The following is a 21990-nucleotide window of genomic DNA, read 5'->3' as shown; positions in this document are numbered from 1 at the left end:
CCTCGTCCGCTCTCTCGGAGGCGTCGCCTACTCTCGCACCCGGGCAGCTTCCGGACGGCCCCCCGGGCGCGCCAACGGTCGTCCGGTGCCCTACAACGCGGACGCCTATGTGCTCGACATCCGGTTGCCGGCCGGGGTGCCGCCGTTCTGGCTTCCGCGCAAGGCTTCGAAGTTCAACCTCACCGGGGGCGGGCGGCCGATGCGTCATATCGAGTCCATCGAGCACGTCGGCGTGCAGGAGACGATGTGCATCCAGGTTGCGTCGGAGGACTCCCTCTATGTGACTGACGACTTCCTCGTCACCCACAACACGCTGAACTCCGCGTTCATCATTCTCGACGAGGCGCAGAACACCTCCAGCGAGCAGATGAAGATGTTCCTGACCCGGCTCGGTTTCGGCTCGAAGATGGTCGTGACGGGCGACATCACCCAGATCGACCTGCCCGGCGGCACTCGCTCGGGTCTGAAGGTCGTGCGCGACATCCTCGACGGGATCGAGGACGTGCACTTCGCCGAGCTGACCTCACACGACGTCGTGCGGCACCGGCTCGTGAGCGCCATCGTCGATGCCTACGAGCGCGACGAGGTTCTGCGCGAGCGCCGGGCCAACCGCGCGGCGCACAAGTCCCGAGCCCAGTCGCCGAGGCCGTCCCAGTCGCCGTCGACGTCAGGGTCGTCCCAGACCTCCGCGCCGGGCCACGGCATGGAGGCAGGCGCATGAGCATCGACGTGCTCAACGAGACCGACCACGACGTCGACGAGCTCGAGCTGCTCGCCTGTGCCCGGTACGTCATGGACCAGATGCGGGTGCACCCCCAGGCGGACCTGTGCATCAAGCTCGTCGACGAGGACGCCATCGCGGTCCTGCACGAACAGTGGATGGACCTGCCCGGCCCGACCGACGTCATGAGCTTCCCGATGGACGAGCTGCGTCCCGGGCGAGAGGGCCAGGAGCCCGAGGAGGGCACGCTCGGTGACATCGTGCTGTGCCCGTCCGTCGCGACGAAGCAGGCGCTCGAGGCCGGGCATGCGCCGATCGAGGAGATGCTGCTCCTGACGACCCACGGCCTGCTGCACCTGCTCGGCTACGACCACGCCGAGCCGGACGAGGAGCGCGAGATGTTCGAGCTCCAGCGGCAGCTGCTGCTGACGTTCCTGGCCACGCGCAACCGGCCGACGGCCTGAGCGGCGAGACGAGAGACCGACATGCTTCCGCAGTTCGTCCTGCCGGCCCTGATCAGCATCGTCGTGGCCTTCCTGCTCTCGGCGGCGGAGGCCGCCATCTTCCGGATGTCCCGGGTCCGTGCGCAAGAGCTCTTCGACGAGGGCCGCTCAGGTGCGAAGTCGCTGCTCACCGTGGTCGCCGACTCACCGGCATACCTCTCGGTGATCGCCTTCCTGCGCGTCGTCGCGGAGGCGACGACCGCCGTGCTCGTGACCCTCGCCGTGGCCGGCCAGGTCACCGAGACGTGGAGCCGCCTGCTCATCAGCATCGCGATCATGGCGGTCGTCTCGTTCGTCGTCGTCGGCGTCTCGCCACGCACGCTCGGCCGGCAGAACTACGACACCGTGGCACTCTGGGCCGCCCCCTTCGCCGTCGGTCTTCGCCGGATCCTCGGCCCCGTCGCCAAGCTGCTCGTCGTGCTCGGCAACGCGGTCACGCCGGGCAAGGGCTACAGCAACGGCCCGTTCCAGACGGAGTCCGAGCTCAGGGACCTCGTCGACATCGCAGGCGAGTCCGACGTCATCGAGGAGGACGAGCGGGAGATGATCCACTCGGTCTTCGAGCTGGGTGACACGGTGGCCCGCGAGGTCATGGTGCCGCGCACCGACATGGTCACCCTGGACGCGGACAAGACCCTGCGCAGTGCGATGTCCCTCTTCCTGCGCTCCGGCTACTCCAGGATCCCCGTCGTCGGCGACGACAGCGACGACGTGCGTGGCCTGCTCTACTTCAAGGACGTCGCCAGGCGCCTCAACGCCGCACCCGAGGACGCCCGGCATCCCGCGGCCGAGGTGATGCGGCCGATGCACTTCGTTCCCGAGAGCAAGCCGGTGGACGACCTGCTGCGGGAGATGCAGCTGGAGCAGAGCCACTTCGCCATCGTCGTCGACGAGTACGGCGGCACGGCCGGCCTGGTCACCATCGAGGACATCATCGAGGAGATCGTCGGCGAGATCGCCGACGAGCACGACCGGGAGGCGCCCGGCGTCGAGCAGCTCGAGGACGGCACGTTGCGGGTCCCGGCGTCGATGGACATCGACGACCTTGCCGAGTTGTTCGACGTGGCGATCGACGAGGAGGACGTCGACACCGTCGGCGGTCTGCTGACGAAGGTCATCGGCCGGGTGCCGATCGTCGGCTCGTCCGGCACGGTCGCCGGCCTCGAGCTGACCGCGGAACGGATGGCCGGCCGGCGCCATCGGGTCGCGTCGGTGATCGTCCACCGCGTGGCGCAGGAGCACACTGGCGGCGAGCACAGCGAGACGGAGGACGCTCATGGCCACACGGCAGGACGCTGACGACACGCAGGGTGGGGGAGGTTCCTCCGAGGGGCGGGCCGCGGCATTCCGCGCCGGGTTCGCCTGTCTCGTAGGCCGGCCCAACGCCGGCAAGTCGACGCTGACCAACGCGCTCGTCGGGCAGAAGGTCGCGATCACCTCGTCGAAGCCGCAGACGACCCGACACACGATCCGGGGTGTCGCGACGACCGAGAAGGCGCAGCTGATCCTCGTGGACACCCCGGGCCTGCACAAGCCCCGCACGCTGCTCGGTGAGCGGCTCAACGACCTCGTGCGCGAGACGCTCCTGGAGGTCGACGTCGTCGGCTTCTGCCTGCCCGCCGACCAGCGACCCGGCCCGGGCGACGCCTTCATCGCGAACGAGCTCAAGGAGCTGCGGTCCGTGCGCAGGCGACCGGTCGTCGCGATCGCGACCAAAGCCGATGCCGTCGACCGCGACCGACTGGCCGAGCACCTCATCGCCATCGACCGGCTCGGCGACTGGGACGACATCGTGCCCTGCTCGGCCGTGTCCGGCGAGCAGGTCGAGGTGGTGCGCGAGGTGCTGTCGTCGTACCTGCCCGAGTCGCCCCAGCTCTACCCCGATGGCGTCCTCACCGACGAGCCGGAGGCGGTCATGATCGCCGAGCTCGTCCGAGAGGCGGCTCTCGAAGGCGTGCGGGACGAGCTGCCCCACTCGCTCGCCGTCGTGGTCGAGGAGATGGTCCCGCGCGAGGGCCGGCCCGAGGACAACCCCCTTCTCGACGTCCGGGTCAACGTGTTCGTTGAGCGTCCGAGCCAGAAGGCCATCGTCATCGGCCGCGGCGGCTCACGCCTGCGCGAGGTCGGCACCAACGCCCGCAAGGGGATCGAGGCGCTGTTGGGACAGCGAGTGTTCCTCGACCTGCACGTCAAGGTCGCCAAGGACTGGCAGCGGGACCCGAAGCAGCTCCAGCGCCTCGGGTTCTGAGACTCCGCCGGGCCTCGGGCGTCGTTCGCGCGACTCGTGACGGGCGGCGGCGTGCGGGAATACGCTTGAGGCGGGAGGCGATCATGAGCGAGCAGCCAGACCACGAGCTCGAGATTCTCGAGGACGACCAGACCGTGCCGCCGCGTCCGGAGGAGCTGATCGCCGACGCCGGCACCAGCGCCGCTTCGCTGCCCACAGATCAGTCCGCGACGGGTGTCCGCGGCGCGACCCCGAACGCAGACTGAGCCGCAGACTCAAACCCAGACTCAACCGCAACCGGATAGCCACGCACCGGTCCTGAGGCGGTCTCACGATCCGGGCAGCTCGCCCGACCTGTGGACGCAACCCAGCCCACCGGAATACGGTGTTGGCATGCGTTCGGCGCAGCTCCTCCTTCGCTGCCGCGGCGAGGCCTGATCCCGGCCCCCCTCGTCGCGGAGTTTCTCGTGTCCGGCCGGACACCCGCAGAGACACCGAAAGACGAGAGAGCGAAGCGATGATCCACCCTCAGCAGACGTCCGGTATGCCGTTCCAGAAGTACGTGCCGTTCCAGGAGCAGCTGCCTTTCGACCTTCCTGACCGCACCTGGCCGACCAGGCGCATCGACCGGGCCCCCCGCTGGTGCGCTGTCGACCTCCGCGACGGCAACCAGGCCCTGATCGACCCGATGAACTCCGAGCGCAAGCTGCGCATGTTCCAGCTGCTCGTGAAGATGGGCTACAAGGAGATCGAGGTCGGCTTCCCGTCGGCGAGCCAGACCGACTACGACTTCTGCCGCGAGCTCATCGAGGGCAACCACATCCCTGACGACGTGACGATCCAGGTGCTGACGCAGTGCCGCGACCACCTCATCGAGCGCACCTACGACGCCATCGCCGGCGCAAAGCAGGCGATCGTGCACTTCTACAACTCGACGTCGGCCCTCCAGCGGCGGGTCGTGTTCGGCCTCGACCAGGACGGCATCATCGACATCGCGGTCCAGGCGGCGAGGCTGTGCCGCAAGCTCGAGGAGTCCGTCCCGGACACGACGATCTACTACGAGTACTCGCCGGAGTCCTACACCGGCACCGAGCTCGACTTCGCCATGCGGATCTGCAACGCGGTCATCGACGTCATCGACCCGACGCCGGACCACAAGATGATCGTCAACCTCCCGGCCACGGTCGAGATGGCGACGCCGAACGTCTATGCCGACTCCATCGAGTGGATGATCCGGCACCTGGACCGGCGCGAGTCCGTCGTCGTGTCACTGCACCCGCACAACGACCGCGGCACCGGGGTCGCCGCCGCCGAGCTGGGCTACCTCGCCGGCGCGGACCGGATCGAGGGGTGCCTCTTCGGCAACGGCGAGCGCACCGGCAACGTGTGCCTCGTGACGCTCGGCATGAACCTGTTCAGCCAGGGCATCGACCCGCAGATCGACTTCAGCGACATCGACGAGATTCGACGCACGGTCGAGCACTGCAACCAGCTCCCGGTCAACGAGCGCCACCCCTACGGCGGCGACCTCGTCTTCACCGCTTTCTCCGGCTCGCACCAGGACGCGATCAAGAAGGGGTTCGAGGCGATGGCCGCCGAGGCCAAGGAGAAGGGCACGAGCGTCGACGACCTCGTCTGGGGAGTGCCCTACCTGCCCATCGACCCGCACGACCTCGGTCGCTCCTACGAGGCCGTCGTCCGCGTCAACAGCCAGTCCGGCAAGGGCGGCGTCGCCTACATCATGAAGACCGAGCACCAGATGGACCTGCCGCGGCGGCTCCAGATCGAGTTCTCGGGCGTCGTCCAGCGCGGTGTGGACCAGGACGGCGGCGAGGTGTCCCCGGCCGACCTGTGGTCCAGGTTCCGCGACGAGTACCTGCCCGACCCGGCCCGTGCCTGGGGCCGCTTCGACCTCGTCAACGTCGTCACCGACTCGACCGTCGACGGTGCCACGACGATCGAGGCGACGCTGCACGACAGCGGTGAGCCCACGACGGTCAACGGCACGGGCAACGGCCCGATCGCAGCTTTCGTCGACGCGTTGTCCGCTGTGCCGGACACTCCGGACGTGCGGGTGCTCGACTACCACGAGCACGCCCTGTCGGCCGGTGGCGACGCCCGTGCGGCGGCATACGTCGAGTGCGCGGTGGGGGACCGCGTGCTGTGGGGCGTCGGCGTCGACCCCTCGATCGTCACGGCCTCGATCAAGGCGATCGTGTCGGCGGTCAACCGGGCGGAGCGGGACAGCTGAGACTCCGGAGCCCGCGGTCCGGTACCGTCTGAGCCCATGGAGACCCCCGTCGGCAGAGCGCTGCTCAGGCTGACGGGGGTCGTTCTCGTGGCCGTCGCCGTCGTGGCGCTCGTGGCGCCCCGCGCGGCGAACATCGAGTACCGCTGGCAGGTCGTCGTCCCGACGGTCGTCGTGGTGCTTGTCGTCGCCGCCGTCGCCCACGTTCCGCGGTGGGTGGAGAACCTCTGGGTGCCCGTCGTCGTCGCGGTCGGCGGAGGCGTCCTTGCCACCTGGGTCGGCCTGATGGGCCGGTACGAGTACGGCTGGGACGCGCGCGTCATCATGGACATGGCGCGCTCGGTCAGCGGCGGCCGACCGCTGACCGATTCGGACTACGGCTACCTCTCGCTCTTCCCGAACAACCTCCCGCTGCTTGCCATCGACCGGCTCGGCGTCGAGGTGGGCAGGAGCCTCGGCCTCTCGCCTGATGCCGTGCTCATCACGCTCAACGGCGTCTGCGTGGCCGTGACGGTGTATGCCGTCCACCTGCTCGTCGTGCGCGTGGCCGGCCGCGGTCCGGCCCTTGCGGCACAGCTCGCGACGCTCGCACTGGTTGGCACGAGCCCGTGGCTCAGCGTGCCCTACACCGACTTCTACGCGATGCCGTTCGTCGTGGGCGGTGTCGCTCTGGCGGACAAGGCACTCGCACCAGGTCGGCGGTCGACCCGGATCATCATGTGGGTGCTGGCGATTGCGGCGATCACGATCGCGTACTCCATCAAGACGACACCGGTCGTGGTGGTCATCGCAGCCGTGCTCACGGCCGTCATCGCGACGTTCGACCACGGGCTGCCGACCGCACGACGGATGGGTGTCGTGGGCGCGTGTGCGGCCTCGGTTTTGGGGTTCGTGCTCCTCGGCACCGGTCTGGCCAACGCCTCGATGAGCTCGGCCGGGGTCGACTCCTCGCGGATCGACGACACCGTGACGCCGCCGCTGCTGTGGTGGGTCGCGATGGGGTCGCTGGAGCATCGGGGCTCGACCGGCGCGGTCGCCTACGGGGCCTACTCGGGCGAGATGGTGGCGGCCGTGCACGGCCAGACCCAGGGCCAGATGCGCGACTATGCCGGGCAGGTGCTTTCCGGACAGTGGAGCGAGCGCGGCATCGTCGGCACCGCCGCGTTCTACGGCAACAAGGTGGCCTGGAACTGGGGCGACGGGATGTTCTGGGCCTGGGGTGAGGGTAATGACGCGTCGCCGGAGGCCCTCGCGCCGGCCACCGGGGCGACCGCGGTGCTGCACGAGGTGAACGGGCTGCACGGGACCTGGTACCAGCTCAGGGCCGACCTGGCCCAGGGGCTCTGGATCGCGGTGCTCATCGTCGCGGGCCTCGGCCTGCTGCGGGCGCCCTATCGCCGCGAGACGGTTCTCGTCGCCGTGTCGGTGCTGGGGATCGCCGCGTTCACCCTCGTCTTCCAGGGCCGGTCGCGCTACCTGTTCGCGTTCGTCCCGCTTGTGGTGGCGCTGGCGGGGATGGCGCACGCCTGGCTGCCGGTCCGGCGTCGGCGCGCGGCGGACACCTCGGTCCGGGCCGCCTGAGCGTACACGCCATCCGAAAGGCCGTCACGGGGCCGGCTCAGTCGATCGAGTGCCCGAGCACGCGGTCGACGGCGGCGAGCGCTGAAGCGTCACCATCTCGGGTGATCTCGCCGTGCGCCGGGCGGTTCCAGAGCCAGCAGTCGAGGTCAGCCGCAGAGCCGCAGATCTCCGCGGCGGAGTCGCGCCCGCTGCTGTCATCGGGCCCGTCGCTGACGAGGAACCTCTCGACGTCGATGTCGTCGCCGTCCGCGTCGGTGCCGGTGATCCGAACCGGGGTCACGGTCCATGAGTGCATGGCGTCGACCGTGGCGATCGTCACGCCTGGACCTGTCGCGACATGCGTCAGCCCCGGCTCGGGGTCGTACCCACGCATGATCCGTAGGACCTCGTCGACGCCGTCGGCCGCCAGGCGACAGTCGATCGGCGCCCGGTCGGCCCCGGCCGTGAGCTCGGCGTCGATGCGGTGCACCAGCGCTTCGTGGGTCTGCCTGCGGCGGATGTAGCCGGCCGAGCGGTCGTCGGCCCACATCCACAGCTCGGTCTCGGGAGGCAGCTGCGCGAGCATTCGCTGGAGGCGCTCGCTGGACTCGTCGAAGAAGCCCAGGAGGCTGGCTCGGTCGGTGGGGCGCTCGCGTCGTGCCGCGTTCATGGCCTCGAGATCCGCCGGATCGGTGAGGCGACGCTCGGCGATCTCCCCCCAGAACCACTGGACCTCGCCGAGGTGCCAGATCAGGTCGTCGGTGTCCCAGTCGGGGCAGGTCGGCACACGGCTGGCCGCTGGGGCTTGCGCGAGCACGGCGCGGAAGCGCGCTGAGTCCTGCGCCAGGTGCGTGAGAAAGGGAAGGTCGCCAGCGGTCGGGCGAAACGGCATACATCGTCTCCTGTCAGCGGACACCCGCCACACGGAACTGAACGGAAATTCGCGGTCCGACCGGGTCGGACGTCTTCGGGATGGAATGATCCCACGTCCGCTGGCACGAGCCGCCCATGACGACGAGGTCACCATGGGCCAGCGGGAAGCGCAAGCTCTTTTGTCGGGTCCCGGCGACGACATGGCCGTCGCGCGGGCGCATCGCCAGCGTCCGAGCCGAGCCGAGCGACAGGATCGCGACCATGGTGTCGAGGTCCTTGGAACGGCCGATGCGGTCGCCGTGCCATGCCACGCTGTCGCGGCCGTCGCGGTAGAGGCACAGGCCGGCCGTGACGAAGGGCTCGCCGAGCTCGGCGGCATAGTGGGCGCTCAGCGCGTCGCGGGCGGCGACGAGCATCGGGTGGGGGAGCGGCTCGTCAGCCGCGTAGAAACAGGTCAGACGCGGGACGTCGACCACCGAGTCATACATCTGCCGCCGCTCGGCTCGCCATGGCACGTCGTGCAGCAGCGCCGTGAACAGCTCGTCGCCGGCGGCGAGCCACCCTGGGCGGACGTCGACCCACGCCCCTTGGCCGAGCACGTGGCGGCGCAGGCCGGTGCGGACGTCGCGCAGGGTCATGTCGTCGGTGAGGTCGAGCAGCGACCCCTGAAGGGTGAGGTCCATGGAACCACGATAACCCAGATCCTCGAACAGGTGTTCGACAGATCGTGGTCATGTCAAGACGCTGCCCCGCCGAGCGATCCGTGCACGACGCGCCAGGGCACCTCGATTTGACCACTGGACTCGTGAGGGACAATGGCGCCATGCCGCTCTACCGTGACGAGGCGATCGTGCTGCGCACCCACAAGCTGGGCGAGGCCGACCGCATCATCACGATGCTGACGCGCACCCGCGGCCGGGTCCGCGCCGTGGCCAAGGGCGTCCGCCGGACGAAGTCGCGCTTCGGCTCCCGACTCGAGCCGGGCATGGTCGTCGATGTCCAGTGCTACGAGGGGCGCAACCTCGACACCGTGACCCAGGCGGAGGCCCTCGCGCCGTACGGCGACGCCATCGCCCGCGAGTACGCCGCGTACACCTGCGCGACCTCGATGCTCGAGACCGCACTTGCGCTCACGGAGGAGCACGAGCCCCAGACGCAGCAGTACCTCCTGCTCGCCGGCGCTCTTCGCTCGCTCGCCGAGCGCGCCCACGACCCCGGCCTCGTCCTCGACGCGTACCTGCTGCGCTCACTCGCCGTGGCGGGCTGGGCGCCGAGCTTCGTCGACTGCGCCAAGTGCGGCGCGGCGGGGCCGCACCGTGCCTTCAACGTGCAGTCCGGCGGTGCCGTCTGCCCCGTATGCCGTCCACCCGGGTCGAGCGCGCCCGCGCCCGAGACGTTCGAGCTCCTCGCGGCACTCCTCTCGGGTGACTGGGACGTGGCCGACTCGAGCGACCCCCGTCACCGCCGGCAGGGCAGCGGGATGGTGGCAGCCTTCCTCCAGTGGCACATCGAGCGCGGCCTGCGGTCGCTGCCTCTCGTCGAGCGTGCCTGAGCCCACCCAGCGACCGCGACGGAGACCCATGACCCCGCCCTACGCCCGGCCCTTCGCGCACCCCTCCGGCGCCACGCCGCCGACGATCCCGAGCGGGCTGCTGCCGCGCCACGTGGCCATCGTCATGGACGGCAACGGCCGCTGGGCGAACCAGCGCGGCCTGCCGCGGACGAAGGGCCACGAGGCCGGGGAGGCATCACTGCTCGACGTGGTAGCCGGGGCCATCGAGGTCGGGGTGACCCACCTGTCGGCATACGCGTTCTCGACCGAGAACTGGCGCCGCTCGCCGGACGAGGTGCGTTTCCTCATGGGCTTCAACCGTGACGTGATCCGGCGGCGACGGGACCAGCTGCACGAGTGGGGCGTCCGGATGCGCTGGGTCGGCCGCACGCCGCGTCTCTGGAGGTCCGTGATCAAGGAGCTCGAGATCGCCCAAGAGCTCACGAAGCACAACACCGGGCTCACGCTCTACTTCTGCGTGAACTACGGCGGTCGCGCGGAGCTCGCCGATGCGGTGCAGCGAATCGCCTACGACGCCAAGGCGGGCCGGCTCAAGCCGAGCGGGGTCGACGAGCGGACCATCCAGCGCTATCTCGAGGAGCCGACGATGCCTGACGTGGACCTGTTCGTCAGGTCGTCGGGTGAGCAGCGCACGAGCAACTTCCTGCTGTGGCAGTCGGCCTATGCCGAGATGGTGTTCCAGAACCGGCTCTGGCCGGACTACGACCGGCGTGACCTCTGGTCCGCGATCGAGGAGTATGTCGCGCGCGACCGCCGGTACGGCGGAGCGGTCGACACGCCCCAGAGCCGCTGAGCCACCCGGTCGTTCGTCACCGAACGAACGCGCGTTCGGTCAGGTGGGGGGACTGCAGTCGGCGCAGGTGCCGAAGATCTCGAGGCTGTGGGTCACCCCGGTGAAGCCGTGCTCGCTCGCCACCTGGTCGGCCCAGCTCTCGACGGTCGGCCCCTCGACCTCGACCGTCTTGCCACACTCCCGGCACACGAGGTGATGGTGGTGGTGGTTCGAGCAGGCGCGGTAGACGGCCTCGCCGTCGTCGGTGCGCAACACGTCGACCGTGCCGGCCTCGACCATGGACTGGAGGGCACGGTAGACCGTCGCCAGCCCGACGCCCTCGCCGGCCTCGCGGAGCCGCGCATGGACGGTCTGGGCGGAGGTGAAGTCGTCGGTGTGCTCGAGAAGCTGGGCGACGGCCACCTGCTGCCGGGTGGGTCGCCGGGTCGTCGTGCCGCTCATCGCCCGCCTCCGGTCGTCGATGTCGTGCTCGGTTCGTGCGTGTGCGAGGTCAGCTCGCCATGCTCGTCGTAATGGCCCTCGTGGGCGGCATGCAGGTGCCCGTCGTGGATGTAGTCGACGTGGTCGCCGTGGGTGATGGCCCGGTGACCGCACTCGACGCCGTGCTCGTGCGGATGGCGCTCGGCCATGGCGTGGCGCCGGTTGCGCATCCGGGCCGCCACGGTGGTGCTCACTGCGGTGACGATGAAGAGCGCTACCGCGAGCAGGACGATGGTGCCCCCGGACGGTGTGTCGAGCGGGTAGGAGAGGACGACCCCACCGACGGACGACACGAGGCCGAAGGCGATGGCCCAGCGGAGTCCACTGCTGAACGACCGGGCCACGAGCTGGGCGGTCGCGTTGGGGACGATCATCAGCGCGCTGATGAGCAGCAGGCCGACGACGCGCATCGCCACGACGACCGTCGTCGCGGTGAGGACGGCGAGCACGATGTTGAGCGGCAGCACCGGGATGCCCACCGCGCGGGCGTACTCCTCGTCGTTGGCGACCGCGAACAGGCGCGGGCGCAGTGCCCACGTGGTCACCGAGATGATGACGGCCAGCGCCGCGAACACGTAGAGGTCGCTGCGCTGGGTCGTCAGGATGGACCCGAAGAGGTACTTCATGAGGTTGGCCGGGGTGCCCTCGGGCGACCTGCTGATGATGACCACGCCCGCCGCGATGCCGCCATAGAAGATCACCGCGAGGGCGACGTCGCCGTTGGTGCGCCCACGGGCCCGCAGCAGCTCGATGACGACGGCGGCGACCACGGCCGCGACGAGAGCGGTGAGCACCGGAGCGGCACCGGTGACCAGCCCGATCGCGACTCCGGCGAGGGCGACGTGCCCCATGCCGTCGCCGATGAGGGACAGCCGCCGCTGGACGAGGAAGATCCCGACCATCGGAGCGACCGTCCCGACGAGCAGAGCCGCGACGAGGGCGCGCTGCATGAAGTCCACGGTGAGCACGTCGATCATGGCCGGCCTCCTGGGGTCTCCCGCGCGTCGAGCGGGCCGTGCGGCAGCGACCGTGCCATCGGATGCGAGCCGCCGTTGTCATGGCCGTCGAGCTCGTCGTCGTGGTGGTGGCTGTCGTGGTCATGGTGGACGGTGCCTCGTGCGACGGCATACTGCTGCGGCGTCCCGTCGAAACGGATGCGGCCTGCGTCCACCACGACGATCCGGGTGATGAGACGCTCGAGGGCTCCGAGCTCGTGGGTGACGACGACCATCGTCACGCCGCCGTCGATGAGGCGCTCGAGCACGTCGGCGAGGACGTGCTGGTTGGCCGCGTCCACCCCAGCGGTCGGCTCGTCCATGATGAGCACATCGGGCTGCGCGGCGAGCGCCCTGGCGATGAGGACGCGACGTTGCTGGCCTCCCGAGAGGGTGCTCACCTCGGTCGCCGCCCGGTCCGCGAGCCCGACCACCTCGAGGGAGCGCGCGACGATCTGGCGGTCGGTGGCCCGGAGGCGGCCCAGCCAGCCGATGCGGGGGAGCCGACCGGTCGAGACGATCTCCTCGGCCGTGGCCCGCACGGACGCCGAGAGGGTATGCCGCTGGGGCACGTAGCCGATCCGGGCGCGGTCGCGCACGTCGTCGCTGGGCACCCCGAAGAGGGTGACCTGGCCGGCGACCCGGTCGTTGAGGCCGAGGATGCCCTTCATGAGGGTCGACTTGCCGGACCCGTTGGGCCCGACGACCGCGACGATCTCGCCGCGGCGGACGGTGAGGGTGGCATCGGCGAGCACGGCGCGGTCGCCGTAGCCGAAGCTCGCACCGGCCAGGTCGATGACGGCCTCTCCGGTCGGCGAGGTGCCTGGGGCACGAAGCGGTGTAGCGGTCACTGGCAGCCCAGTCCCTTCTGGAGCGCGGCGAGGTTGCTGTGCATCACCTCGAAGTAGTCCGTGCCCGCCGAGGCCTGCGTGATCCCCTCGACGGGGTCGAGCGTCGCGAGAGTGGCGCCGGTCGTCGTGGCGACGGTCTGGGCGAGGTGCGGCTCGACCAGCGTCTCCTGGAAGATCGTCGTGACGCCCTCGGCTCGCACGAGGTCGGCCACCCGCTTGAGCGCCGCGGCGCTGGGCTCGGCGTCCGGGCTGACACCGGTGATGCCGTGCTGCTCGAGGCCGTAGCGCTCGGCGAGGTAGCCGAAGGCCGCATGGCTGGTCACGAGCACGTGCGAGCGGCAGGTCTGCAGGCCCTTGGTCAGGTCTGTGTCGAGCGCGGTCAGACGGCCGACGAACGCCTCGGTGTTCTTGGCGTACTTGGCGGCGTTGGCGGGGTCGACCTGCGCGAGCCGGGCGCCGATCGCCCTGGCCACAGCGGCATACCGCTGCGGGTCGAGCCAGAAGTGCGGGTCGGCACCGGCATGGTCGTGCTCGGCGTGCTCGGCGTGCTTGTCGGTGGTCTCGCCCTCGTGCTCGTCAGTGCCCGTCAGGTCCAGGTCGGCCGCGCCGGCCACGTCGAGGACGGCGGACGGGTCGACCTGGCCCATCGCGTCGTCGACCGCCGGCTGGAAGCCGTCGGCGTAGACAACCAGGCGTGCCTTGGTCATCCCGGCAACGTCCTGTGGCGTCAGCTCGAGATCGTGCGGCTCGGCGCCGGGCTTGGTCAGGACACTGACCGGGAGGGCGCCCCCGGTGATCTGCTGGGCAGCGAACTGGATCGGGTAGAACGACGTCACTATGGCGCCCTCGGGGCTGCTGGCCGCGCTGTCGCAGGCGGCGCTCGCACCAACGATGGCCGCACCGGCTGCGAGGGCTGCGAACAGTCGGGCCGGCCGGTGGAGGGTCATGGTGACCATCATTCTCGAAGTGAGAATGATTGTCAAAACCGTTCTTGGGTCAGCTGGGGATGATCTTCACGAGCGCGACGGCGAGGGCGAGCACGAGGACGGCGGCACGCATGACACGCTCGGGAAGGGTCAGGCGCGTCCACGTGAGGTAGAGCAGCCACCCGACGAACGCCGACACGAGCAGGAACGCGATGCCGCCCCAGGGGCGCGGCGCGACGATGCCTACGACGAGCACGACGGCGAAGACGGTGATCGAGACGGCTCGCGGCAGGGCGTTGAGGCGCTCGAGAAGCGGGTACGACGCGTGCTCGACCCGGGAACGGAAGCTCATGCTCACGTGAGCAGGGTAGGGCAGCCGGCGACACGGGCGCAGCGGTCGCACGCCGGTGCACCTTCCCGGGACAGATAACCTATCCCGCATGGCCAAGCAGACATCCATCGTGGACACCGTCGTCAGCCTCTGCAAGCGCAGAGGTTTCGTCTTCCCGAGCGGTGAGATCTACGGAGGCACTCGTTCTGCCTGGGACTACGGCCCGCTGGGCGTCGAGCTCAAGGAGAACATCCGCCGCCAGTGGTGGAAGGCGATGGTGACGAGTCGCGACGACGTCGTCGGCCTCGACTCCTCGATCATCCTGCCGCGGGAGACGTGGGTCGCCTCGGGCCACGTCGGCACGTTCACCGACCCCCTGGTCGAGTGCCTCAACTGCCACCGCCGCCGTCGCGCCGACCACCTCCAGGAGGCGTACGCGGAGAAGAAGGGCCTGCTCGACCCCGACTCGATCCCGATGACGGACATCACGTGCCCCGACTGCGGCACCAAGGGCAGGTGGACCGCACCTCGCGAGTTCAACATGATGCTCAAGACCTACCTCGGCGTCATCGAGGACGAGACCGGGCTGCACTACCTGCGCCCGGAGACGGCCCAGGGCATCTTCGTCAACTTCAACAACGTGATGCAGGCGGCCCGGAAGAAGCCGCCGTTCGGCATCGCGCAGACCGGCAAGAGCTTCCGCAACGAGATCACCCCGGGCAACTTCATCTTCCGCACGCGCGAGTTCGAGCAGATGGAGATGGAGTTCTTCGTCAAGCCCGGCGAGGACGCCGAGTGGCACCAGTACTGGATCGACGAGCGCACCCGGTGGTACACCGATCTCGGCATCAAGTCGGAGAACCTTCGCCACTTCGAGCACCCGAAGGACAAGCTGTCGCACTACTCGAGCCGCACCGTCGACATCGAGTACCGGTTCAACTTCGTCGGCTCCGAGTGGGGCGAGCTCGAGGGCATCGCCAACCGCACCGACTTCGACCTCGGCACGCACTCCCAGCACTCGGGCACCGACCTGGTCTACTTCGACCAGACGACCGGCGAGAAGTACACCCCGTATGTCATCGAGCCGGCAGCCGGCCTGTCGCGGTCGCTGATGACGTTCCTCGTCGACGCCTATGCCGAGGACGAGGCGCCGAACACCAAGGGCGGCGTCGACAAGCGAGTGGTGCTGCGGCTCGACCCACGGCTCGCCCCGGTCAAGGCGGCGGTCCTGCCGCTGTCGCGCAACGCCGACCTGTCGCCGAAGGCGCGTGACCTCGCCGCGCAGCTGCGCCGCCACTGGAACATCGAGTTCGACGATGCCGGCGCCATCGGCAAGCGGTACCGCCGTCAGGACGAGATCGGCACGCCGTTCTGCATCACGGTCGACTTCGACACGCTCGACGACCATGCCGTGACCGTGCGCGAGCGCGACACGATGGCGCAGGAGCGCATCTCGCTGGAGAAGGTCGAAGGCTGGCTCGCCCAGCGCCTCGTCGGCTGCTGAACCATCGGACCCACCGGGAAATGCCGTCCGCCGCCTGAGCGGTATGGCTTCCCGGTGGTGTCCGGGCGGGAATACTGGCGTCCATGAGCTGCTGCGAGCCGGGCCGGTACGACCGCATGTTCGGCACCGGGTTCTCCCGGCATCTGGCACGGCGCTATCGCCGACGCGGCCTGGACCGCACGGCAGCGCGGATGGTGGAGTTCCTCACATCGCACGGTGTTGAGGGCGCATCCGTGCTCGAGATCGGCGGTGGCGTCGGGGACATCCAGCTGGAGCTGTTGCGCCGCGGCGCCGCGCGGGCCACGAGCCTGGAGCTGGCCGGCTCGTATGACGCCGACGCAGCGGCGCTCGCCGACGAGGCCGGCATGACCGAGCGCATCAGCCGGCGCCACATCGACCTCGCGAGCTCGCCGGAGTCCGTCGAGGCCCACGACATCGTGGTCCTGCACCGGGTGGTCTGCTGCTACCCGGACTACGAGCGCCTGCTCCGCGCCGCGGCGGACCACGCGCAGCGTCTGCTCGTGTTCAGCCACCCACCGCGCAACGTGCTGAGCCGCAGTCTCACCTCGGTCCAGAACCAGTTCTTCCGGCTGCGCGGCATGACGTTCCGCACCTACGTCCACGACCCGGCCGCCATGAGGGGCGTCGCAGGGCAGGGGCACCTCGCGGTGAGCTACAGCCATCGCGGGGCGGCATGGCACATCGTCGGTCTGAGCAGCCCCACCACGTGACACCGGCGTGCGGGCCTTCCGGAGGTGTGGAGCGTTGTCGTCGCCAGGGCAACCACAAACCTCCACAGGCCGCAGGTCGGACGGAGGGGTTCAGCCCGGGTCGGAGCCGGTCGCCACGGGGTGCGACGGGTCGCGGATCCACTCGCTCCACGACCCGGGATAGAGGGCCGCGTCGACGCCGAGCTCGGCCAGCGCCAGCGCGTGGTGGGTCGCGGTGACACCCGAGCCGCAGTACACGCCCACCGGTCCGCCCTCGTAGGAGAAGGCAGCCCAGTGGTCGGCCAGGTCGTCACGAAAGGTCCCGTCCGGGCTCACCCACTCGGTGGTGGGAGAGCTGACCGCACCCGGGATGTGCCCGGCGACCGGGTCGATCGGCTCGACCTCCCCGGCATACCTCTGTGCGGCTCGGGCATCGAGCAGCAGCCCCTCGCGGGCCACGCGTGCGGCGCCCTCGGCGTCGAGGGTGGGCAGCGAGCCGGGCTGCACGAGCATGTCGCCGTGCCGGTCTTCGGGCTCCACGGTGCTCACGGGCAGACCTGCTGCCACCCAGGCGGCATACCCGCCGTCGAGCACTCGGACGTCGGGAACCCCCACCCAGCGCAGCACCCACCAGGCGCGCGCAGCGGCCTGTGAGTCCCTGGCGTCGTAGACGACGACCCGGCTGGTCGAGCTGATGCCACTGCGCCGCAGCGCCCGCTCGACCAGCGCGGGGTCGGGCAGCGGATGCCGACCGCCCTCGCCGGGCGGCCCGGCGAGCTCGGTGTCCAGGTCGACGAAGAAGGCTCCCGGCACGTGCCCGGCGTCGTAGTCCGGTCGGCCCACGGCGCCCACGTCGCCGGCAGAGCGTCCAGCGGTGAGGACCCAGCGCACGTCGAGCACGACGACGTTCTCGAGCTCATGGGCCAGCTCCGGCGCGGAGATGAGATGCGTCACGGCCCCATCGTGGCATCCTCGCCCTGTGGCTGCTCGCCTGGTCCTCGTGCACGGGTCCCGCCTGTCGAGCGCGCAATGGGCACCCCAGCTGCCGCTTCTGCGTGGGAGTGTGGAGGTGACGCTCGTCGACCTGCCCGGACACGGCCGACGAGCCGAGGAGCCCTTCACGCTCGACCGATGTGTCGAGGTGATCGACGAGGCGGTCCGTTCGGCGTCCGGGAGCGAGCCGGTGGTCCTCGTCGGTCACTCGCTCGGCGGCTATGCCGCGATGACGTATGCCGCCCGGCACCCCTCCGCGCTCAGCGGCCTCGTGCTCGCCGGGGCCTCAGCGACCCCGACGGGGCCTGGGGCCGCGGTCTACCGCCGCGTCGCGTGGCTGACCGACCGGCTGGGACCGGCGCGCATGACCCGGGTCAACGACCGGGTGCTGCGGCGCCTCTACCCGGCGGACCGGATCGAGGCCGTCATCGCGGGCGGCTACTACTTCACGCCCACGGCGGCGGCCTGGAGCGAGGTCATGTCGACGTGCCGGCCCTCGATGCTCTCAGGGGTCGAGTGCCCCGTGCTTCTGCTGAACGGTCAGTTCGACCAGTTCCGTTGGGGGGCAAGGGCTTTCGTGCGGGCATCCCCACGCGCCCGAGTGGAGACCATCCGGCACGCAAGCCACCTGTCGAACCTGGACCAGCCTCAGGCCTTCGCGGACGCCCTGCTCCGGTTCGTCAGCGAGGTCGTCACCGATTCGGATCCGCACCCATGATTTGCGAGAATCGACGGCTGTGAGTGACGTCCTGACCCAGCCTGCGCCCGGCAGCCCGGTGCTGCCGCCCCTGCACGTCGGCCGTCACGTCATCGAGTCGCCGGTGGTGCTCGCCCCGATGGCCGGGATCACCAACCGCGCGTTCCGCCGCCTGTGCCGCGAGTACGGCAACGAGGGGACGGCCCTGGGTGCAGCGAGCGGGGCGACCAGCCTCTACGTCAGCGAGATGATCACGAGTCGCGCCCTCGTCGAACGCACTCCGGAGTCGATGCGGCTCATCGAGCACGATCCCGACGAGAGCCCACGATCGATCCAGCTCTACAGCGTCGACCCGGCCACCGCCCGTGCCGCGGCGCGGATGCTCGTCACCGAGGACCGCGCCGACCACATCGACCTCAACTTCGGCTGCCCCGTGCCCAAGGTGACGCGCAAGGGTGGGGGCTCTGCCTTGCCGTGGAAGAGAGACCTCTTCCGGCGGATCGTCGGAGCCGTCGTCGAGGAGGGCGCGAAAGGCGACATTCCGGTCACGGTGAAGATGCGCAAGGGCATCGACGACGACCATCTGACGTTCCTCGAAGCAGGCCTCGCGGCCGAGCAGGAGGGTGTCGCCGCGGTGGCCCTGCATGGGCGCACCGCGGCGCAGGCCTACTCCGGCACCGCCGACTGGAGTGCGATCAAAGCCCTCAAGGAGACCGTGACCACCATCCCGGTGCTTGGCAACGGTGACATCTGGTCAGCCGAGGACGCGCTGCGCATGGTCGAGGAGACCGGCTGCGACGGCGTCGTGGTCGGCCGTGGCTGCCTCGGCCGGCCGTGGCTGTTCACCGACCTCGCTGCCGCGTTCTCGGGAAGCGCCACGCGAGTGACGCCCAGCCTCGGGGAGGTCGCTGACACGCTCCGGACGCACACGGCATACCTCTGCGACTTCTACGGCGAGGAAGACCGCGCGTGCCGTGACATCCGCAAGCACATCGCGTGGTACCTCAAGGGGTTCCCGGCCGGCTCGACCGTGCGGAACTCTCTGGCGCTCGTCGACTCGTTGGCCGCGCTGGACCGGCTGCTGTCCACGCTCGACCGCGACGCGCCCTGGCCGGGCGAAGCAGCCGAGGGGCAGCGAGGGCGCGCCGGGTCGTCGCGCACGGTGGCCCTGCCGGAGCGCTGGCTGGAGTCGCGCGATCTCTCGGAGGAGCACGAGCGCACCATCGCCGAGGCGGAGCTCTCGGTCAGCGGCGGCTGAGCGTCAGCGGATCCACACGGTGAGCGGGCCGATCCGCTCGCAGCCCGCCGCTACCGCGGCGGCCAGGCTGTCGCCGGCCTCCCAGCCGACCAGGGGTATGCCGTCCACCACCTCGTGCGCCGCGGTCGCGGCGCCACGCCAGGTGCGTTCCGGATCGCCTCCGTCCGAGTCGAAGAGGTTGCTCACGCCGGCGACTTCGCCCGTGATGTTGACGATGCAGCCCGCGACGATGTCCCCGCCCGGGTGACTGCGCGCCGCAAGGACGTGTACGCCGGGCTCCATGAGAAGGTCCGGACGCAGGACCGCCAGAGCATCCTCGTCGCTGGCCCACGCCCGGACCCAGTGCGCGAAGTCATCGGCGGATCCCACAGGCTCCCACCAACGGCCGTCGCCTGACCTAGCCTGGCCCGGCCCCAGCCAGACCCACTCGCCGACGACGAGCCGCGCGAAGTCCTCGACCGTCAGGTCGAGCCGTGACCAGCTGTCCTTGACCGAGCAGCCGTCAGTGCTGTCGAGCCGGGCGAGCAGGTCGTACTCGTCGACGTCAGGGGACAACGTGACGGCATCGGGGTAATACGGCGGCGTCCGAGTCGGAACGCTCCAAGCATCGGCGGCCATCGACCCACGCAGACCATGCGTCCGGCATACGGCGTCGCACCACAACGCGTTGTTCCGGGCTGCCAGCAGGACGCGGTCGGCGGGTCGGTCGGGTGGGGTGATCGCTGCCACGCGACGATCCTGCTCGCCGCCGGCCCGAAGCGCATCCGGGTTGTCGGATGTGGCTGGCAGGATCGGTTCATGCGTGAGGGTGGATCGGCCGAGCGGCCAGCGACGTTCTTCGACGACGCGGAGGACTTCCGGCAGTGGCTCGAGGCCAACCACGAGACCGCCACGGAGCTGTGGATGGGCCTGAACAAGAAGCACGTCGAGCCGCGCGGGCTCACGTGGGAGCAGGCCGTCCGAGAGGCGCTCTGCTTCGGCTGGATCGACTCGATGGCCCAGCGGATCGACGAGGACGCGGTGCGCCAGCGGTGGACGCCGCGCAAGCCGGGCAGCAACTGGAGCACGATCAACATCAACGCGGTCGAGGAGCTGACGGCGGCCGGCCGGATGCGGCCCGCGGGGTTGGCAGCGTTCGAGAAGCGCCGCGCCGACCGCTCGGGCATCTATGCCTACGAGAACCGCGAGCGCACCTGGCCCGCGGAGTACGAGGCGATGCTGAGAGCGGATCCGATCGCGTCGGCGTTCTGGGACGCTGCGACAGCGTCCTACCGGAAGCTCGCGACGAACTGGGTCGTGACGGCCAAGCAGCAGGTGACTCGCGACAAGCGGATGGCCGAGCTCGTCGAGGACTGCGCCAGCCTGAGGCTCATCAAGACCCAGCGCTACGGCATCGAACCGGCCTGGGTGGCCAAGGCGCGCGCCGAGCTGTCCTGACCTTGCGCGCAGCGTCTCCTCTGCCGCGCACCCTAGAGTCGGGGGGTGGGCTACGAGGGTCGAGATCGGGAGCGCTGGGTCACAGAGGACCCTGCCCAGAAACGCGCGGACCGCGACGACTTCGCGCGCGACCGGGCGCGCGTGGTGCACTCGTCCGCCCTGCGTCGCCTCGCGGCCAAGACGCAGGTGCTCGCGCCCGGGCAGGACGACTTCGTGCGCAACCGGCTCACGCACTCGCTGGAAGTCGCCCAGATCGGCCGCGAGTTCGGTGCCGCGCTCGGTTGCAACGCCGACGTCGTGGACACCGCCTGCCTGTCCCACGACCTCGGACACCCGCCGTTCGGGCACAACGGCGAGACCGTGCTCGACGAGATCGCCCGTGACATAGGCGGTTTCGAGGGCAACGCTCAGACCCTACGAATCCTGACCAGGCTCGAGGCGAAGCGGTCTCATCCGGACGGCACGCTGGCCGGGCTCAACCTCACGAGGGCCAGCCTGGATGCCTCGACGAAGTATCCCTGGCGGCGCGGCGAGGCGCCTTACGAGACAATGAAGTTCGGTGTCTATCCATCGGATCTGCCTGTCTTCGATTGGATCCGCGCCGGCGCAGAGCCAGCGAGCCGTTGCCTCGAGGCGCAGGTCATGGACTGGTCCGATGACGTGGCCTACTCGGTGCACGACGTCGAGGACGCCATCGCCTCGGGATGGCTCGACCCACACATCCTCTTCTCGTCCGACATGGCAGCGGTCATCGATGTCGCGGGCCGCACCTACGCCCCGGACCTCGGCACGGACGTGCTCGCAGCGGCGCTGGAGCGCCTGCTCGCGTCGGGAGCCGTCCCGACGGCATACGACGGGTCCCGCCACGACCTCTCCCGGCTCAAGGACATGACGAGCCGTCTCATCGGGCACTTCGTGCTCGTCGTGGAGAAGGCAACCCGCGACAAGCACGGGCCGGGCGACCTCTGCCGCTTCGAGGCGGACCTGGTCGTCCCCGACGAGACGCGGGCCGAGTGCTCGGTGCTCAAGGCGGTCGCGAACCATTTCGTTATGACGACGGACGAGCGCCTTCGCGTGCTGTCCGAGCAGCGCGACGTCGTCCGTGCCCTTGTCGAGGCGTATGCCGTCCGGCCCGAGGAGCGTCTCGATGCAGCGTTTCGCACGGACCACTCCGCTGCGACCGACGACGCGGGGCGCCTTCGTGCCGTGGTCGACCAGGTCGCCTCGCTCACGGACCTGCGCGCGCTGGCCCTCCACAGGCAGTGGGGCGGCTGACCAGGCTCTCGCCGCGGACGACCTAGAATCGCCAC

23 protein-coding genes and 1 pseudogene are annotated in these 21990 nt (G+C 69.9%); 15 read left to right on the top strand and 9 right to left on the bottom strand.

Features of this window, described 5'->3' with window-relative positions; all coding sequences use genetic code 11:
- Nucleotides 1-310: 310 nt before the first annotated feature.
- From ACWEOW_RS04775 to ACWEOW_RS04745, 7 genes and pseudogenes are all read left to right on the top strand, one after another.
- A pseudogene (locus ACWEOW_RS04775) lies at nt 311-721 on the top strand (PhoH family protein); the annotation flags it as partial.
- Nucleotides 718-1185, top strand: coding sequence for an rRNA maturation RNase YbeY (gene ybeY, locus ACWEOW_RS04770; protein WP_452268004.1), 468 nt, complete (start codon nt 718-720; stop codon nt 1183-1185). The pseudogene ACWEOW_RS04775 and the gene ybeY, both read left to right, overlap by 4 nt.
- A gap of 21 nt (nt 1186-1206) precedes the next feature.
- Entirely contained in the window at nt 1207-2523 is a 1317-nt protein-coding gene (locus ACWEOW_RS04765; RefSeq protein ID WP_452268003.1) for a hemolysin family protein, read from the top strand.
- Nucleotides 2501-3472 (top strand): GTPase Era, encoded by a 972-nt coding sequence (gene era, locus ACWEOW_RS04760; protein WP_452268002.1) that lies wholly within the window; start codon nt 2501-2503, stop codon nt 3470-3472. Before ACWEOW_RS04765 ends, era begins: the two co-directional genes overlap by 23 nt.
- Nucleotides 3473-3555: 83 nt before the next feature.
- Nucleotides 3556-3717 (top strand): hypothetical protein, encoded by a 162-nt coding sequence (locus ACWEOW_RS04755; protein WP_452268001.1) that lies wholly within the window; start codon nt 3556-3558, stop codon nt 3715-3717.
- Nucleotides 3718-3968: 251 nt separating this feature from the next.
- Nucleotides 3969-5702 carry a 2-isopropylmalate synthase gene (gene leuA / locus ACWEOW_RS04750; RefSeq protein ID WP_452268000.1) on the top strand — a complete coding sequence of 578 codons (1734 nt, stop codon included), beginning with the start codon at nt 3969-3971 and terminating at the stop codon, nt 5700-5702.
- A 36-nt stretch (nt 5703-5738) separates the two neighbouring features.
- A complete protein-coding gene (locus ACWEOW_RS04745) occupies nt 5739-7280 on the top strand; it encodes a hypothetical protein (RefSeq protein ID WP_452267999.1) in 1542 nt (513 codons plus the stop codon).
- A gap of 37 nt (nt 7281-7317) precedes the next feature.
- On the opposite strand, the gene ACWEOW_RS04740 is transcribed toward ACWEOW_RS04745, so the two are convergent.
- Both ACWEOW_RS04740 and ACWEOW_RS04735 read right to left on the bottom strand, forming a co-directional pair.
- Nucleotides 7318-8151, bottom strand: coding sequence for a maleylpyruvate isomerase family mycothiol-dependent enzyme (locus ACWEOW_RS04740; RefSeq protein WP_452267998.1), 834 nt, complete (start codon nt 8149-8151; stop codon nt 7318-7320).
- A gap of 13 nt (nt 8152-8164) precedes the next feature.
- A complete protein-coding gene (locus tag ACWEOW_RS04735; protein WP_452267997.1) occupies nt 8165-8815 on the bottom strand; it encodes an alpha-ketoglutarate-dependent dioxygenase AlkB in 651 nt (216 codons plus the stop codon).
- Between the two features lie 140 nt (nt 8816-8955).
- Between ACWEOW_RS04735 and recO the strand changes: the two genes are divergently transcribed.
- Nucleotides 8956-9684 (top strand): DNA repair protein RecO, encoded by a 729-nt coding sequence (gene recO, locus ACWEOW_RS04730; protein ID WP_452267996.1) that lies wholly within the window; start codon nt 8956-8958, stop codon nt 9682-9684.
- A gap of 28 nt (nt 9685-9712) precedes the next feature.
- A complete protein-coding gene (locus ACWEOW_RS04725) occupies nt 9713-10498 on the top strand; it encodes an isoprenyl transferase (RefSeq protein ID WP_452267995.1) in 786 nt (261 codons plus the stop codon).
- 39 nt (nt 10499-10537) lie between these two features.
- On the opposite strand, the gene ACWEOW_RS04720 is transcribed toward ACWEOW_RS04725, so the two are convergent.
- From ACWEOW_RS04720 to ACWEOW_RS04700, 5 genes are read right to left on the bottom strand one after another with little or no spacing between them, the layout of a single operon-like run.
- Nucleotides 10538-10939, bottom strand: a complete 402-nt coding sequence (locus ACWEOW_RS04720) for a Fur family transcriptional regulator (RefSeq protein WP_452267994.1) — start codon at nt 10937-10939, stop codon at nt 10538-10540.
- On the bottom strand, nt 10936-11955 hold the full coding sequence (locus tag ACWEOW_RS04715) for a metal ABC transporter permease (protein ID WP_452267993.1): 1020 nt from the start codon (nt 11953-11955) through the stop codon (nt 10936-10938). Before ACWEOW_RS04715 ends, ACWEOW_RS04720 begins: the two co-directional genes overlap by 4 nt.
- Complete coding sequence (locus ACWEOW_RS04710; protein WP_452267992.1) at nt 11952-12824, bottom strand: metal ABC transporter ATP-binding protein; 873 nt, start codon at nt 12822-12824, stop codon at nt 11952-11954. Before ACWEOW_RS04710 ends, ACWEOW_RS04715 begins: the two co-directional genes overlap by 4 nt.
- Nucleotides 12821-13771, bottom strand: a complete 951-nt coding sequence (locus tag ACWEOW_RS04705; RefSeq protein WP_452267991.1) for a metal ABC transporter substrate-binding protein — start codon at nt 13769-13771, stop codon at nt 12821-12823. The genes ACWEOW_RS04710 and ACWEOW_RS04705 overlap by 4 nt, the downstream gene beginning before the upstream one ends.
- Nucleotides 13772-13820: 49 nt before the next feature.
- Nucleotides 13821-14102, bottom strand: coding sequence for a DUF6703 family protein (locus ACWEOW_RS04700; RefSeq protein ID WP_452268032.1), 282 nt, complete (start codon nt 14100-14102; stop codon nt 13821-13823).
- 88 nt (nt 14103-14190) lie between these two features.
- Between ACWEOW_RS04700 and ACWEOW_RS04695 the strand changes: the two genes are divergently transcribed.
- Entirely contained in the window at nt 14191-15585 is a 1395-nt protein-coding gene (locus ACWEOW_RS04695) for a glycine--tRNA ligase (protein WP_452267990.1), read from the top strand.
- An 83-nt stretch (nt 15586-15668) separates the two neighbouring features.
- Nucleotides 15669-16316: a methyltransferase domain-containing protein gene (locus ACWEOW_RS04690; protein ID WP_452267989.1), complete on the top strand. Its 648-nt coding sequence runs from the start codon at nt 15669-15671 to the stop codon at nt 16314-16316.
- Nucleotides 16317-16406: 90 nt separating this feature from the next.
- Here ACWEOW_RS04690 and ACWEOW_RS04685 read toward each other — a convergent pair whose 3' ends face one another.
- Nucleotides 16407-17249: a sulfurtransferase gene (locus ACWEOW_RS04685; protein ID WP_452267988.1), complete on the bottom strand. Its 843-nt coding sequence runs from the start codon at nt 17247-17249 to the stop codon at nt 16407-16409.
- Nucleotides 17250-17274: 25 nt separating this feature from the next.
- Between ACWEOW_RS04685 and ACWEOW_RS04680 the strand changes: the two genes are divergently transcribed.
- Together ACWEOW_RS04680 and dusB are read left to right on the top strand one after the other, a co-directional pair.
- The gene (locus ACWEOW_RS04680; protein WP_452267987.1) at nt 17275-18006 is read left to right on the top strand and encodes an alpha/beta fold hydrolase; all 732 of its coding nucleotides are present in this window, start codon (nt 17275-17277) and stop codon (nt 18004-18006) included.
- A 19-nt stretch (nt 18007-18025) separates the two neighbouring features.
- Nucleotides 18026-19243: a tRNA dihydrouridine synthase DusB gene (gene dusB, locus ACWEOW_RS04675; RefSeq protein ID WP_452267986.1), complete on the top strand. Its 1218-nt coding sequence runs from the start codon at nt 18026-18028 to the stop codon at nt 19241-19243.
- A gap of 3 nt (nt 19244-19246) precedes the next feature.
- On the opposite strand, the gene ACWEOW_RS04670 is transcribed toward dusB, so the two are convergent.
- On the bottom strand, nt 19247-19972 hold the full coding sequence (locus ACWEOW_RS04670; RefSeq protein ID WP_452267985.1) for a hypothetical protein: 726 nt from the start codon (nt 19970-19972) through the stop codon (nt 19247-19249).
- 69 nt (nt 19973-20041) lie between these two features.
- Here ACWEOW_RS04670 and ACWEOW_RS04665 point away from each other — a divergent pair, with 69 nt between their 5' ends.
- Together ACWEOW_RS04665 and ACWEOW_RS04660 are read left to right on the top strand one after the other, a co-directional pair.
- The gene (locus tag ACWEOW_RS04665) at nt 20042-20680 is read left to right on the top strand and encodes a YdeI/OmpD-associated family protein (RefSeq protein WP_452267984.1); all 639 of its coding nucleotides are present in this window, start codon (nt 20042-20044) and stop codon (nt 20678-20680) included.
- Between the two features lie 45 nt (nt 20681-20725).
- Complete coding sequence (locus ACWEOW_RS04660) at nt 20726-21955, top strand: deoxyguanosinetriphosphate triphosphohydrolase (RefSeq protein WP_452267983.1); 1230 nt, start codon at nt 20726-20728, stop codon at nt 21953-21955.
- The last annotated feature ends 35 nt before the right edge of the window (nt 21956-21990 follow it).

The sequence above is a fragment of the Monashia sp. NPDC004114 genome (assembly GCF_053603855.1).
Note: the sequence above shows the minus strand (reverse complement) of the source record. Positions and strands in the feature narration are given on the sequence as shown.